Origin of the sequence: Pseudoalteromonas sp. MMG005 (assembly GCF_018101015.1) — a bacterium.
Taxonomy (GTDB): Bacteria; Pseudomonadota; Gammaproteobacteria; order Enterobacterales; family Alteromonadaceae; genus Pseudoalteromonas; species Pseudoalteromonas aurantia.
Genome location: NZ_JAGJEK010000028.1, coordinates 32,806 through 46,584, shown reverse-complemented (window position 1 = coordinate 46,584; position 13,779 = coordinate 32,806). Strand labels below are relative to the sequence as shown.

Below are 13,779 nucleotides of genomic sequence, written 5' to 3'. Positions count from 1 at the left end.
ATGCAATCAGCAACACCGCAAACTGACTTTGAAAAAAATGGATTCAAGAATCTAAAGTTAGCCATAATTTGTGTGGTACTTGGGCTGTCAATTTATGCAATTGGCTGGGCCAAGTATGCAATTATATCTGTTTTAATATCACTAGGAGTCGGATTTACTATTCGCTTTTCGCGTTATTGGCTCGGTACGCATTATCCAAATATGGGGTTAGCCTTACAGTATTTCTTTGCTGTGATATTGTCATTTCTGGTGTGGGGTCTGACACCGCTACTTCTTAAAGTTGTAAAAAGCTCAGGAGGTTATGTTGATGACTTACAACAGTATTTAGGTATTTTTTTAGTTGGTGGATTTATCATGGTGGTGGTAAGTTTTATTTACTATCGCAGCGAACAAACCTTATTGTTAAAACGTTCTTTATATCGAATTGAATTAGAGCAAGCCCAAAAAGATAAGCTGCTATTAGAAACTCAGTTACGGCTTTTACAGTCCCAGATTGAGCCGCACTTTTTATTTAATACCCTGGCGAATATTCAGGCATTAATTGCAGTTGATGCTAAGCAAGCAAGCAAAATGTTGCTGGCTTTAACTGCATTGTTAAGACAAAGTTTAGATAGAACAAGAACAGAGTGGTTAACGATCGGTCACGAACTTCGATTTAACAAAGCTTATTTAGCAATACAAAAAATAAGACTCGGTGACCGTCTCAACGTTGAATATGATGTCACCGATAAAATTACCGACAATATTCTTTTTCCACCTATGTTACTGCAACCACTTATCGAAAATGCGGTAATACATGGGATTGAGCAAATAAAAACAGGGGGCACGCTAAAGCTCTCGGTGACACGAGATCAACATATGATGATTGTTACTTTGAGTAACCATTGTAATGAGGTTGGCAGCAAGCGCACAGGCACTCAAGTTGGATTGACAAATGTACGAGACCGACTTGAACAATTATATGGAGATAAAGCTCAGCTTAACTATGATGCGAGTCAAGCTGGCTTTGTAACAGTTACTTTAGAGGTCCCGATTGATGTCTCAACACACTAAAGTTGTTATCGCAGATGATGAACCTTTACTAAAAGCACATTTAAAGTTGATGCTGGAAACTGTGTGGCCAGATGTTGATATTGTCGGGCAAGCTTCGGATGGGGAAGAAGCGCTCGCTCTTATCGATGAGTTTTCACCTGATGTGGTGTTTTTAGATATTAATATGCCAACTATCAATGGGCTGGAGGTTTCTAAGGCATTGTGTGAATACGATGATCCGCCCTATGTGGTATTCGTGACAGCGTACGATGAATATGCCGTAGATGCTTTTGAGAATCAGGCAATAGATTATTTACTTAAACCGATAGAAGAAGAGCGGTTAGAAAAAACGGTTGCTAGAGTGCAGAAGATGCTTAGCAGTCAATCTTCGTCACCGAGTCAAAAATTGCAATTGAGTGAACTATTCGAAGAATTGGTAGAAGCGACTAAGCCAGCGCCAAAGAATGAACATTTAAAATGGATTAAAGCAAGTAAAAACAATGAACTGCACCTTATTGACGTAAGTGACGTTGATTATTTCATCGCGGATAATAAATACACGGAAGTCAGTGTAGAGGAGGAAAAGTTTTTGATAAAAACCTCTATTTTAGCATTAGAGAATGAGCTCAACCCTGATGTTTTTTGGCGAATCCATCGCAACTGTATTGTTAAAGTAGATAGAATTCAGCGCGTTGTTAAGGATGAATTGGGCCATGTTTATATCGACCTTAAAAATACTGCTGAACAGCTGTTAGTAAGTAGAAAATATCAAAGCTTGTTCAAGCAAATGTAATTGAAAATGGGTTTTTCCTTTGGCTACCTAAACACAACAGGTAGTCAGTTAGCGCAGTCTAAATACCAGATTTATTCTCTAATTATATGGGATTGTATTGTACGTATTTAGGGGATCTCCCAGGCCTCCCAATATCAATAGCTTAAAGTCTGACAATGTGATGACCGATGATATGCCAGCCGGTGTTTTTTTACTGCCTCTGGTTTGTGTTGTATGTCGGATAATCGCACATAAATCATGTATGGAAAAAGGGGGCGTTGAACATTGAGTGCGTTAATCAACCCAGTATCTTAGCTTAACTTCCTCTTCTAATATCTATCTTGTCATAACTATGGTGTTATTGTTCTTACACTTTATCCTCGATATTTACCATTTATCACTCATAAACTACCGACTGTCACCTCCTTACCCACAGTGTTGTTTCACGCCTTAATATGTATACATCAATATTATAACAACGGATGACTCATATGACTAAGCAATCAATAATCACATTACTTTTTTCGGGACTTTCACTGATAGGCTCAGCGTCTACTTTTGCGTCATCAATACCTACGGAGGTATTGAGCGCATATCAGCAAGGGCTGTCAGGAGACCAAGAGAAGAACCAGGCAGCATTCAATGCCCTGTCAAAGATTAATGAAACGTCACCTAACCCTGTGGTATTGGCCTTATTAGGCAGTTCTGAAACAACGCAAGCGAGATATACCAATAAGCCTTGGCAAAAAATGAAATTTGCAGAAAAAGGCATTGCTAAGTTGAGTAAAGCGATTAAGCAAGCAAAAGATTTACCGTACCTTCAGCAAGCAAGAGTGAATGTAACGGCCGGTTGTACTTTTTCTCAGTTACCAAAAATGATGAATCGGGCTGAACATGGACGTTACCTGCTCAACCAAGTCATGGAGCAAAAATCGCAATTTGGCAGCTTAGAGTCCACTTTACAAGCGTCAGCCTACCGCTGTGCTTCGATTGCGGCTAAAAAGTTGGACGATGCAAAAGGGGCTGAACAATTTATGGCATTGGCTCAAAGTGTCGCAGGTCAATCAACAGCAGGTATAAAGGATTAACATGCTTAGTTTTAACAATATAAAAAAATCGTATACAACGGGGGATGTGACCGTTACAGCTTTAAAAGGTGTGTCGGCAAATATTCGCAAGGGTGAAACTGTGGCACTGTGTGGGCCTTCGGGCAGCGGAAAGTCAACGTTGTTGAATATTTGTGGTCTACTCGATGATCAATATGAAGGTAACATCTGGTTAAACAATACGCCCATTCCAAAGAATAAAAATGACTTAACCCAAATTCGCCGTGAAAAATTAGGTTTTATCTTTCAAAGATATAACTTAATCCCTGTGATGTCGGTACTTGAAAATATTGAATATCCATTACTCATGCTAGATATGAATAAGCGTCAACGTATGGATCAGGTAATTGAAATTGCGCATCAGGTTGGCTTAAAAGATCATATTTCGAAACGGCCAGATCAACTCTCTGGGGGTCAGCAACAACGAGTTGCCATCGCGAGGGCTTTGGTCAAACGACCCGAAATCGTTATTGCGGATGAACCAACAGCAAACTTAGATACGTCGACAGCAAATATGGTGATTGATCTTATGAGAGATTTAGGTAATGACATGGGGAGTACATTTATTGTTGCCACACATGATCATCGTATGACAGATCGTTGTCATCGAGTATTGGATCTTGCCGATGGCATGCTGCAAGAGGTGCAACCTCAATTAGATACAAGGAGGGCAAGCTAATGCGTTGGATTATTTTTGCATTTTTAAATGTGTTTAGAAATGGGCGGCGCTCGCTCTTTACCATACTAGTTTCAGCGGTTGCGGTTGCAGCAATATTAACGACCAGCGGATTTGCATTGTTTACGTATGAGTCTCTCGCAGAGAAAGCAGCGAGGGATGAAGGTAACTTCATTATTACACATGCCAAATTTTTTGAAGAAGAGGAAGGTACGCCACTAGAGTATGGGTTGTCTGATACGCAAGTGCTGCGCAGCCAATTGGCTGAAGATGAAGAAATTAAAAGTATTTTACCAAGAATCAACTTTAATGGACTTATTTCCAATGGTGAAAAGAGCTCGATATTCATTGGCTTAGGTGTAGAATCTGAAGAGTTTATGGTAAAAGGCCCATTCTTGAGCATGCTCACGGGGCAAGCATTATCTGATTTTGGAGATGAGACTCAAGCGCAAATTGTGTTAGGAAAGGATTTGGCCCGAAGTTTAAAAGTAAAGGTTGGGGACTATGTGACACTTATGTCAACCACCACCGATGGGGCGCTTAACGCACTTGATTTTGTGGTTCGTGGTATTTATACCACAGGTGTACCTGACTTGGATAAGCGACAGTTATACGTCAAGTTATCTGATGCGCAATCACTACTATATACCGATAAAGTGAGTTCGCTGTCGGTGTATCTTTTTGACCTCAACGCAACACAACGAAAAGTGGCACAGTATCAATCTCGTGACCAGTCACTACTATTTGTACCTTGGTGGGAAAAGGCGTTTTATTATCAGTCAGTTAAGGCTTTATATAACCGTATATTCGGATTGTTAGGCGGTATTATGGTGTTATTAGTTTTCTTTTCAATATCGAATACTATGGCAATGACCGTTACAGAAAGAACACGAGAAATAGGGACTGTTGCAGCAATGGGGTCTTATCAATGGGAGATCATTCGTAATTTTATTCTGGAATCAAGCATTATAGGCTTTTTAGGCGCGGTCATAGGTATTGTCATTTCAATCATTGTGTCATGGGGCTTGGTATATCTAGGTCTAGAAATGCCACCACCGCCAGGTAGTAATCAAGGCTATCCACTAACGATAACTTTTTCTTGGGAAATAGCACTTTCGGTGATGAGCGTGATGGTGGTTGTATGCGTACTAGCGGCATTCAGGGCTGCATATAAGGGAAGTTCAAAATCAATTACGGAGGCGCTTAGCCATGTATAAAAAGATAATTAATAATATGCTTATGCTATCGATATGTTTGGTGAGCAGCTGCTCATGGGGGGCGATAGCTCAGGCTGATGTAAACCCTTTGCAGGTACTTAAAGCGGTCGATGCCTATAGGAGCGAATCAAACACTGTTAAAGTTTCAGCGACGGTCCGTGCATATAAGCAAGATGAGTTGCGAAATTCAAAGCAATATGACGTTTATTCAACTTCAGCAAAGCGCTCACTGGTTGTGTTTAAGTCTGATTCTGAAAAAGGCCAAAAAGTACTGATGAAAGGCAGTGATTATTGGATGTTCATGCCTAAAAGCCGTCGCCCGATCCGAATCACGCCAATGCAAAAGTTGTTGGGGGAAGCATCCCTTGGCGACATTGCTACGCTCAGCTGGAGTGAAGATTATACCGTCAAGCAAACAACGGATATGGATTCATTGTGGCAGTTTGAGCTTCATGCCATATCACCTAAGCTCAGCTATCAAAAAATTATACTTAATGTACGCAAAGATAATTACTTTCCTGAAGAGGCTGAATTGTATTTGCGTTCAGGCATGCATGCCAAGACGGCTCAATTTGAGCAAGGTGAACGTAATGGCAAACAAAAGGTGACGGCAATGGCATTGCACGATGAAATGCGCAAAGGGCATAAAACAGTGATTGAATATGATTTAATCGAACTGATTTCTGTACCAGATAGGTTGTTTAACCCTCAAATCTTGATACGAAGTGATTTGGATCGCTTACTAACTGAGTAAGGAGGTAGTAAATGCTATTAAGCCTAGATGAAAATCAAATAGATATTTGGCAAACCTCTGTGAGCTTATTTCAGGAAAATCACGCCATCGGTGAGTTAGAGGCTATGTTAACGGAGTCGGGTTTAGAAGCGATTGCATTAATAAGAAGGCCGTCAGAGAAGTTAGTCAAAGTTGTATCTCGCGCATTCTTAAGATCAGTACTTGCGAAGTACACAGGGTTAGCGCCACAAGCGATTCAATTTGAGCGGGGTTTGCATGGGAAGCCACAATTGGTCAATCAAGGTTTATCACTGGAGTTTAATCTTTCTCATAGCGATAACGTGTTAGCGTGCGCATTAAGTAAAAAGAACCCAATAGGGCTCGATGTTGAGCGAATTAGGTTTAAGCGAAATTTAATACGCCTTGGTCACCCTGTCTTTTCAGAGGATGAAAAGAGAGAGTTTGAAAGCTTGCCTGAAGCGGCTAAAGAAGCCTATTTCTTTGACCGTTGGATTTTGAAAGAGTCGCTGATCAAAGTAACGGGCCAAGGGCTTACCACTAAGTTAAATAACGTCTCATTTGGCCAAAGTAATGCCAGTGCAAGCTTTAGCGCCGCAGGTGTTCAATCTATGGTGGTTGAGAGTGAATATGCGAGTTGGCTTTAGCCTATTTCACCGCAGCATCGTTTGGCCGTGACATTGTGTACGAGCGAGAATAATCACAATCAAATTACAATTAGAAGCTTTAACTTCTTGCCTAGTCGTACCATAAATGAAATTGCGATATAAATAAAACTATAAAAATCAAATGGCAAAGATGATCATAAAAAAGAAGAAACGCATATTAAAAAAATTAAGTACTAAAAGATTACAAGAGCAGCCGTACTCAACTGCAGCTATCGTAGGAGGCTCAGCTAAACTATCATTGCCTTCGGACACTGGCTGTATAAGTTGTGTTATGTGCCAAGAAGTGAATTAACGGTAGTAGTCATTCAGCAGGAATTTAATATGACATTAATAGATAACAATGCGCTGGTTTTAAATTCGAAAGATAAACCTTTCATAAAGTATGACACATCGGTCGAAGGGATCAGAGCGGATAGAAAAGTTAAGTTAGCGGCTGCGTTTAGATTATTTGCAAAGTAAGGCTTTGATGAAGGGGTTGCGGGGCATATCACGGTAAGAGATCCAAAATACCTTGATCATTTTTGGGTTAACCCATTGGGCAAGAGTTTTGATCAAATTACGGTATCTGATTTATTACTGGTCAATCACGATGGGCAAGTTGTTGAGGGTGATGGCTTGCTCAATGGGGCTGCTTTTACAATCCATGCCCATATTCACGCTGCGAGGAAAGATGTTGTAGCAGCTGCCCATGCACATTGTACTTACGGTAAAACTTTTTCGACTTTGGGGAAACAGTTGTTACCAATTACCCAAGACGCGTGTGCTTTCTTTAATGACTATGTCGTACTAGAGCAGTTTGGTGGCGTGGTGCTTGATAAGTCAGAGGGAGAGCTGATTGTAGAAGCTTTGGCTCGCAATAAAGAAATGATTTTACAAAATCATGGATTACTTACTGTAGGGAGAAGTGTTGAATCTGCTAGTTGGTGGTACATCGCAATGGAGCGAGCTTGTCAGGTTCAGCTTATGGCGGAAGCAGCTGGTTCTCCAAGGCTGATAGAGGAGAGTATCGCTAAGCAAACATATAAGCATATTGGGAGAGAGCGGACTGGTTGGTATAACTTTTTGTCATTATATGAAAGCATCAAAAAGCAACACCCTGACTTCACAAACTAACTTGAATTTATTTTTTAAAAAATTAAAAATTTCAGAGCATGGCTGTATAAAAGATTTGATATGGCCAGGTCTTAATTGATATTGCGTGATCGCATCATTTTTAGCTCATCAATATCGGTTTGTGACAGCGGGTGGGCAAATCTACTGACTAAAGGCGCGATACGGTCTTGAAACACCCGTTGGATAAAGCTTCGGCTTTCTTTTTGGGTATAATCATTACGTTCAATGGTGGGCGTGCAGATGTACCCTCGGCCTTGTTTTTCAAAGTAACAGTTTGCTTTTTAATCAGCCGACTAACCAGAGTTTTAATAGGCTTTTCAGGCCATTGTGTGTCGTCGCTTAAACGCTTAATAATGTCACTGGCCTTAGCGGGGTAACCTTGCCAAAGTACTGCTACAACCGAGAGTTCGGCCTTAGATAATTCAATAATTACAAGTGTAATCTCTTCTCTTAGATTGCATTTGTCGTTATAAAGACCAAGTATCATTTGATGTGTATAATATGAGTAGAGTAAAAGCCCCAAAAAATGAAAATTCAGGGCTTTTGTTATATGTTAGTAGTTTATTAGTATTTTCTAACTTCTAAATTGACTTCGAAGCCGTCAAAGTCATATGCGTCATTATCAACAGCTAATCCGGTCCAGCCACCACCATATGATGCCCATGGAGTGAATGTAGATTCACCAATTTCACGACCTTTGTGATCGGCTACTCTCAGGCCAATTCTAAAGTCTTGTAAGGAAGTTGGCGCTTGCCAACTTCTTGTCTCTATACGAATTCTAAATGCATCAGGGTCGTGTTGATCTGTATCAAATGCTAGCCCAGACCAACCACCTCCTTCACTTGCCCAAGGTGTATATTGCCAATAACCGAAATCTCCGCGGCCGCCACGATCAGCTGATTGGATAGCAATACGAAAATCTGTGTTAGTAGGTACATTGCGCAAAATGGATAAATGAATTTTTAATGCATCAGGGTCATAGGCATCTCTATCAACGGCCCAATTTGACTGATTATTTCCGCCTGAAGAAAGAAATTTTGTATACTCTACTCGACCAGGGTCATAACCGCGATTATCTAATGCTTGTAACCCTAACCTGAAGTCGTAATTTACGCCAGCTCCACTGGCGGCAATTTGGCTTGTACTACTATCATTATCAGCAACAGCTGAGCCCATGCACATTGCTGTAAGAAGGGCCATTACCTTTAGTTTCATAACCATATCCTTTTGTTAACTAAGTGTGTTTTTTATTGCAACTTGGTTGCGGGACATATGTTTTTACATTTAAATATAAATGTCAAGATATCTTTTTCTCTAGAATACCGTATTCATTTTGGGCTGGTTTTTTTATTTTGTAGCTTGCAATTCTGACCCTGTATCAGTCGATAACTCGGTATCCTTAAAATTGGCACATTTGTCTTTTGTATCTATTAAGACTTTGTTTTTAAATTACTTTAAATTTAACGCAATCTATGGGTTCAATAACGCAGGATAGTGTTATCTGCCCTCTAATTGGTAGACCACCACCCATAGCTATAAAAAATTCGGATGTAGTTTTTCTTATTTAATTTTACGATATATTCCTTTTCTTGATGACTGTCTGGGTGAAAGGTATTGTTGTGTAATTCACCATTATTGGCGAGCAAAATTAATTCGTGAGACTCTTTATCGAGTTGACCGATTGGATAAACACCTTGGATGTGATGGTATATTATGTACGAGGTTACTGGGATTTTTAGTATTCAGCTTACAATTGATACCTACCGGTTTGTGAAATGCATATAGGTGTGTTCTGGTAATGGCCCAACTATTTGTCCATTAACTAATATAACGTCATTAATTGTTATGTGATCGATATGATTCGCTGATTAATCATTGACGGTGACTTCTCCTGCATGGCCTAAAAATTTAGCTAAGCGTATTGGTTCAGGCATGATGGTTCCTTAGTTGTATTTAATGCAGTGTGATAACGGCTATATTATACCTGAGAGTGGATCAAATTGAATTGAGTTAGTCGTGAGCAAAAAATGTATGAATTTGTAATGTAGGGTTGTTTAACTTATTGATATGAAGGATTATTAAGCAATTCTTTGATAACAAAACTGGATTTTTGTGAAAAAAGTGATATTTACGCTCGCGATTGGCGATAACCCAATGTATCAAGCTGCAATCTTAAGTTTTAAGCATTATGCTGACAAAGTTGGAGCTGATTTGATTGTTTCCGACGAGCTACATTACCCAATTAATATTCGTGACCCTCACTATGGTGCAAATCCGGCTTGGGCTGAAAAGCTGCGAATCGGCGAGTTACTCAAGGAGTATGACAGAGTATTATATTTAGACGCCGATATTTTAATTTCACCAAGTGCTCAGAATATATTTAAACAATACACGGATCCTATGGTGGTATATATGCTTAATGAAGGTGCTATATGTGATCGTCAATGTGAACGTCAGTTGATCGAAAATAAGTTGGGTCGTTTAAATTGGCCAATGCAGTGTGAGGACGTCATTTATTATAATGTGGGGGTCGTGTTAGCATCACAAGGATGCAAACTATTCGATTATGCTGATTTAGCTGGATTGCAATCAGTGTGTAATCATATTCGTTTCTATGAACAGACGTTTTTTAATTATCAAATATTTAAAAATGCTCTGAAACATAAAGAGTTAGCCACGACTTATAATCGCATGGATATGTTTGGTAAAGAGGGCTATTTAGAGGCTGACTTTATCCATTATGCTGGTAAGGGCTATGCAAAAAATAGCCGACGCCGTGATGTTCAGTTCTTAAAAGATTTCGCGACGCTTTATGATAATATTTTGCCTAGAGATAAAATGGAAGCGCTAAAAGCACACGCATGGCATGACTACTTAAACGTGGTATGTAAAAAGTATCCATTGCCAAATTGGTTGATAAAACAATGCTGTCGTTGGTTTGTGCCCCATTAACTGTGAGGCACAGTTTAAAACTAGGTGCTAGTTAAGCAGCTCGCTATAACGAACACTTTCCCCAATTTTCAGTATTTTTAACGTCATTTCTGGTTTTATATCGTCGAATGCCTTTTGCAGGCGACGTAGTGGTTCATTGACATGTTCATAGCCTAATAACCACGTCCCGTAACCCCACGGAATAAAGACTTTACAAGCAAGATCTTGTGCAGCTTTGACAGCGTCTTCGGGTGCCAAATGAATACTACGATAATTGTGGTCATATGCCACTATGGGCATTAAGCAAACATCAAAGCCGTTAAATTGGGCTTTTATATCTTTATAAATTTGACTGTAACCCGTATCGCCGGCAAAAAAGACAGTATGCTCACCGTCATCAAATAACCAGGATCCCCACAGTGTTTTATTCCAGTCGGTTAAACCTCGTCGAGAAAAATGGTGGGCAGGTAAAAAATGAATATCCGTGTTACCGACAGACGTCTGTGTGTACCAATTCATCTCTGTAATAGGGCCTTGCTTGTAATCAACATTGTCTGTGACGGCTAAAGGAAGAAGTAGCTGTGTATCTGTGGCCAACTGGTTTAACGTTTGTTCACTTAAGTGATCATAATGATTATGAGAAATGACGACACCATCTACAAATTGCAACTGAGCTGTTTTTACCGGTGCAGGTCCCAGCCTTGCCATATCATCGTTGATACGCCGTGCTAACCAGCCGACAAAACCGTCAAATTCACCAAAAACAGGATCGGTTAAAAAGGCGTCGGTATGGCGTTGTTGCACGAGAAAGCTTGCATGGCCTAACCAGGTTAATGTCTGACGCGCAGTTTCATTGATACGTGGTGTTGGGTATACCAGATCCTGATAATTGAAGCCGGTATCTTTACGTAAGCCGGTGAATGACCCGATATTAATAAAATTAGGTGCTACTTTTTCAATTTCATGGAGTTCAAGAAACTCAATGTTGTCATAAGGATGGTGGGGGCCATGCCCTTCAAATGGACTTGGATATTGATTGCTAAACTCTCCGAGACTATTTTTATTAAAATTAGGATTATCAATCGTTTTAATTGGTAGAGTTTGGCATGCAGTTAAACCAACAGCAAATGTGCTGATGGCAACGTATTTCAATCGTGCGTGCATGATACTTCTGTGTCGTATAGTGGCGCTTATTGAACCACTATACTGTATTTCGATGCGCACGTTCAACGATTGCTGTTAAGTACCTGTGCGATGGCTTTGCTGAAATCTCTTTGATGTTGGATATTGAGTTTACTAAGTCGAGTGTCTTTAAGGGCGCAGTTATAGGGTCTTTGTGCCGTGTGCTCAGGTTTAGACTGAGGCTCAAGTAGCGTTTTCGAGTAGCCTAGAACCTCAGCAATGATGCACGCCATCTCATATTTACTGAGGGCTTGATGATTGGAAATGTGAAAAATACCGCCCAGATGCTGAGGGTGTTTGAGTAAATCTCTAATGGTACAAGCAATATCCTCTACATGGGTTGGGTAGCGAACTGCCCAATTATCGTGTTTTGAGTGTTTGAGTGGATTGACTTGTTCGGCGATAACGGTGACCGCTGATTCAGCTAAATGTGTTACATCTCCATACAAGACAGGCACACGAATAATCGTATGTTGGCCACAAGTTGCGAGTACAGCTTGTTCGGCACGCTGCTTGCTTTGTCCATAAAAATTAAGAGGGTTCGTTTTTGAAAACTCGTCGTAAGGTGCATTGTCACCATCGAACACATAGTCTGTGCTAATAAATAATAGCCGTATATTTCTTTTTTTACATTGCTGTGCGAGAAATTCAGTGACTTTGACATTGAGCGCTAGAGCTTGTTCTGGCGCCTGCTCACAAATATCAGGCCTGCGCTCGGCAGCAGCATGAATGAGCGCATCTGGTTGATGTTCATCAAGAAACGCAGTTATTGCTGCTTCATCGTTTAAATCGAGTTTGTGAATATTACCGCTAGCGCGGTTAAAGCCAATACCTTGAGTATTAAAAGAAGCCCCTAAAATGGTCATTAATGAACGACCCATTAAGCCAGTTGCACCTGTTATTGCTACTTTATTCATATACACCCTCTTAAAATTGAGATTTACGGTATATTATCAGTAAAGGACTCACTAGATAATAACTATAATGAAAGGATTTTGTTTATGATAATAAAAAAACTACCAGTGGCTCTGTGCGTCGGCATGAGTGCTTTATCCACTGTAACAATTGCCCATGATATCTACCCTAAAGGAAGTGAATGCGAAGTGACATTTAGCTCAAAAACGATATCACTTTCCGCGATGCATTTCACAAAAAACAAAGAAACCGAATTCGAGCAGATTGCGCATGTAAAGCAACGGTTATTTGAAAAAGCAACAAAGGCATTGGCACAATATAATACATCAATGATGATTAAATCGATGAGGTTTAAAAGTCATACTAAAGATGCGCTTGTTGCCAAAGCTGAATTTCTTCCCGTGTCCTCTTGTGCTAAGGATATTCCTCGAGTAAACACAACCTCTTTAGATTTATTCAGCAATAATATTATGCATTTAAAGCAGAAAGTAAATCTTGGATATGCAATTTCAGTGAATAAGGAAGTGATCAAAACGGCACCATTGAAATTAGAATCAAACTTGATTTCAGACAATGCGATATTTGGTATTAAGTTAGGTGAATCGATGCAGTCCGTTGAAAGGGATTTAGGGCGCTTTAGTCTGCTTTGGCCGCTATCTGATGGCGCATATATTGCGTTCATTGGTCGAGACAATGCGTTGTTTTTTTCGGATCACAAATTCGTGGGCTATCAATACAATGAATCTTTACTGCCCATTTCTTTGCGTAATCATTTGGAATTCTTTAATGAGGGGATTCGGGTATATGATCCGACGACGGGAGATGCCTTCTCAAGTGGAGAAGAACTAACCACTGCACGCGTTAAAGCCTTAAAAGGCGCGTATAAAAATGTGCAAATAGTTAAAGTAAAGACGTCAGATGAAGCTGTCGTCGATAAATTGGTCGGCTTGAGTGTTGGAGATACCTCTTTACTCACGGGGAAGTTTGATGCTTTACCTTGTCCAGACGCAGCGGCACTCTTGCAGAGAGCCCCTGACTTAGATAAGTCGTTAGTCCAATTATTTGGGATGAGTGGCAAGCGTGCTTTATTGACTGGGTGCCATCAAAAAATTGAGATGAACTACTATGGCACTGTGACATCAATTGAATTATTAGATCCTTTAACAAGTACGAATATGGAATTGAAAGGAGGTAGCCGGTTATTACAGAGTTTAAAACCATGGCAGTTTGGGACAGTGTCTCAAGGTGACTCTGTGAACCAATTACCCGCAAATGAGTTGGGTGAAGCGAATTTAGATGTGATTGAATGGAGTAACAATCTCTGGGAGGGTCATTTTGTACTTGATAATGATACGGTTGTGGCGGGTACCCTGATACCCATAAAGCTTTAAATATAAAGGGCGAGGCATGCACCTC

General features: G+C 40.2%; 13 protein-coding genes and 2 pseudogenes. 11 read left to right on the top strand and 4 right to left on the bottom strand.

Annotated features, from left to right (window positions below; all coding sequences use genetic code 11):
* From J8M01_RS20380 to J8M01_RS20340, 9 genes and pseudogenes are all read left to right on the top strand, one after another.
* Positions 1-1,053 carry a histidine kinase gene (locus J8M01_RS20380; RefSeq protein WP_211059145.1) on the top strand — a complete coding sequence of 351 codons (1,053 nt, stop codon included), beginning with the start codon at positions 1-3 and terminating at the stop codon, positions 1,051-1,053.
* The gene (locus tag J8M01_RS20375) at positions 1,037-1,825 is read left to right on the top strand and encodes a LytTR family DNA-binding domain-containing protein (RefSeq protein WP_211059144.1); all 789 of its coding nucleotides are present in this window, start codon (positions 1,037-1,039) and stop codon (positions 1,823-1,825) included. The genes J8M01_RS20380 and J8M01_RS20375 overlap by 17 nt, the downstream gene beginning before the upstream one ends.
* 470 nt (positions 1,826-2,295) lie before the next feature.
* Positions 2,296-2,892, top strand: coding sequence for a hypothetical protein (locus tag J8M01_RS20370; protein WP_211059143.1), 597 nt, complete (start codon positions 2,296-2,298; stop codon positions 2,890-2,892).
* Between the two features lies 1 nt (position 2,893).
* On the top strand, positions 2,894-3,589 hold the full coding sequence (locus J8M01_RS20365) for an ABC transporter ATP-binding protein (RefSeq protein WP_211059142.1): 696 nt from the start codon (positions 2,894-2,896) through the stop codon (positions 3,587-3,589).
* Positions 3,589-4,803: an FtsX-like permease family protein gene (locus J8M01_RS20360; protein WP_211059141.1), complete on the top strand. Its 1,215-nt coding sequence runs from the start codon at positions 3,589-3,591 to the stop codon at positions 4,801-4,803. The genes J8M01_RS20365 and J8M01_RS20360 overlap by 1 nt, the downstream gene beginning before the upstream one ends.
* A complete protein-coding gene (locus tag J8M01_RS20355) occupies positions 4,796-5,557 on the top strand; it encodes an outer membrane lipoprotein-sorting protein (RefSeq protein ID WP_247671212.1) in 762 nt (253 codons plus the stop codon). Before J8M01_RS20360 ends, J8M01_RS20355 begins: the two co-directional genes overlap by 8 nt.
* An 11-nt stretch (positions 5,558-5,568) precedes the next feature.
* Positions 5,569-6,201: a 4'-phosphopantetheinyl transferase superfamily protein gene (locus J8M01_RS20350; protein ID WP_211059140.1), complete on the top strand. Its 633-nt coding sequence runs from the start codon at positions 5,569-5,571 to the stop codon at positions 6,199-6,201.
* A gap of 342 nt (positions 6,202-6,543) precedes the next feature.
* Positions 6,544-6,681 carry a hypothetical protein gene (locus J8M01_RS20345; protein ID WP_211059139.1) on the top strand — a complete coding sequence of 46 codons (138 nt, stop codon included), beginning with the start codon at positions 6,544-6,546 and terminating at the stop codon, positions 6,679-6,681.
* A gap of 12 nt (positions 6,682-6,693) precedes the next feature.
* Positions 6,694-7,335 (top strand): annotated as a pseudogene (locus J8M01_RS20340) (class II aldolase/adducin family protein); the annotation flags it as partial.
* 71 nt (positions 7,336-7,406) lie between these two features.
* On the opposite strand, the pseudogene J8M01_RS20335 reads toward J8M01_RS20340, so the two are convergent.
* Positions 7,407-7,765 (bottom strand): annotated as a pseudogene (locus J8M01_RS20335) (BlaI/MecI/CopY family transcriptional regulator).
* A 134-nt stretch (positions 7,766-7,899) separates the two neighbouring features.
* Positions 7,900-8,550 (bottom strand): hypothetical protein, encoded by a 651-nt coding sequence (locus J8M01_RS20330; protein ID WP_247671211.1) that lies wholly within the window; start codon positions 8,548-8,550, stop codon positions 7,900-7,902.
* 897 nt (positions 8,551-9,447) lie between these two features.
* Between J8M01_RS20330 and J8M01_RS20325 the strand changes: the two genes are divergently transcribed.
* Positions 9,448-10,287 (top strand): glycosyltransferase, encoded by an 840-nt coding sequence (locus J8M01_RS20325; RefSeq protein WP_211059138.1) that lies wholly within the window; start codon positions 9,448-9,450, stop codon positions 10,285-10,287.
* Between the two features lie 27 nt (positions 10,288-10,314).
* Here the strand turns inward: J8M01_RS20325 and J8M01_RS20320 are convergent, their stop codons facing one another.
* The gene (locus tag J8M01_RS20320; protein ID WP_211059137.1) at positions 10,315-11,430 is read right to left on the bottom strand and encodes an MBL fold metallo-hydrolase; all 1,116 of its coding nucleotides are present in this window, start codon (positions 11,428-11,430) and stop codon (positions 10,315-10,317) included.
* A 62-nt stretch (positions 11,431-11,492) separates the two neighbouring features.
* Positions 11,493-12,365, bottom strand: coding sequence for an SDR family oxidoreductase (locus J8M01_RS20315; RefSeq protein ID WP_211059136.1), 873 nt, complete (start codon positions 12,363-12,365; stop codon positions 11,493-11,495).
* 84 nt (positions 12,366-12,449) lie between these two features.
* Here J8M01_RS20315 and J8M01_RS20310 point away from each other — a divergent pair, with 84 nt between their 5' ends.
* Complete coding sequence (locus J8M01_RS20310; RefSeq protein WP_211059135.1) at positions 12,450-13,754, top strand: hypothetical protein; 1,305 nt, start codon at positions 12,450-12,452, stop codon at positions 13,752-13,754.
* Positions 13,755-13,779 lie beyond the last annotated feature (25 nt).

What these genes read in the sequence shown, in the direction of transcription:
- J8M01_RS20380 (WP_211059145.1), top strand. Translation starts at nt 1, where the DNA reads ATGCAATCAGCAACACCGCAAACTGACTTTGAAAAAAATGGATTCAAG.
- J8M01_RS20375 (WP_211059144.1), top strand. Translation starts at nt 1,037, where the DNA reads ATGTCTCAACACACTAAAGTTGTTATCGCAGATGATGAACCTTTACTA.
- J8M01_RS20370 (WP_211059143.1), top strand. Translation starts at nt 2,296, where the DNA reads ATGACTAAGCAATCAATAATCACATTACTTTTTTCGGGACTTTCACTG.
- J8M01_RS20365 (WP_211059142.1), top strand. Translation starts at nt 2,894, where the DNA reads ATGCTTAGTTTTAACAATATAAAAAAATCGTATACAACGGGGGATGTG.
- J8M01_RS20360 (WP_211059141.1), top strand. Translation starts at nt 3,589, where the DNA reads ATGCGTTGGATTATTTTTGCATTTTTAAATGTGTTTAGAAATGGGCGG.
- J8M01_RS20355 (WP_247671212.1), top strand. Translation starts at nt 4,796, where the DNA reads ATGTATAAAAAGATAATTAATAATATGCTTATGCTATCGATATGTTTG.
- J8M01_RS20350 (WP_211059140.1), top strand. Translation starts at nt 5,569, where the DNA reads ATGCTATTAAGCCTAGATGAAAATCAAATAGATATTTGGCAAACCTCT.
- J8M01_RS20345 (WP_211059139.1), top strand. Translation starts at nt 6,544, where the DNA reads ATGACATTAATAGATAACAATGCGCTGGTTTTAAATTCGAAAGATAAA.
- J8M01_RS20330 (WP_247671211.1), bottom strand. Translation starts at nt 8,550, where the DNA reads ATGAAACTAAAGGTAATGGCCCTTCTTACAGCAATGTGCATGGGCTCA.
- J8M01_RS20320 (WP_211059137.1), bottom strand. Translation starts at nt 11,430, where the DNA reads ATGCACGCACGATTGAAATACGTTGCCATCAGCACATTTGCTGTTGGT.
- J8M01_RS20315 (WP_211059136.1), bottom strand. Translation starts at nt 12,365, where the DNA reads ATGAATAAAGTAGCAATAACAGGTGCAACTGGCTTAATGGGTCGTTCA.
- J8M01_RS20310 (WP_211059135.1), top strand. Translation starts at nt 12,450, where the DNA reads ATGATAATAAAAAAACTACCAGTGGCTCTGTGCGTCGGCATGAGTGCT.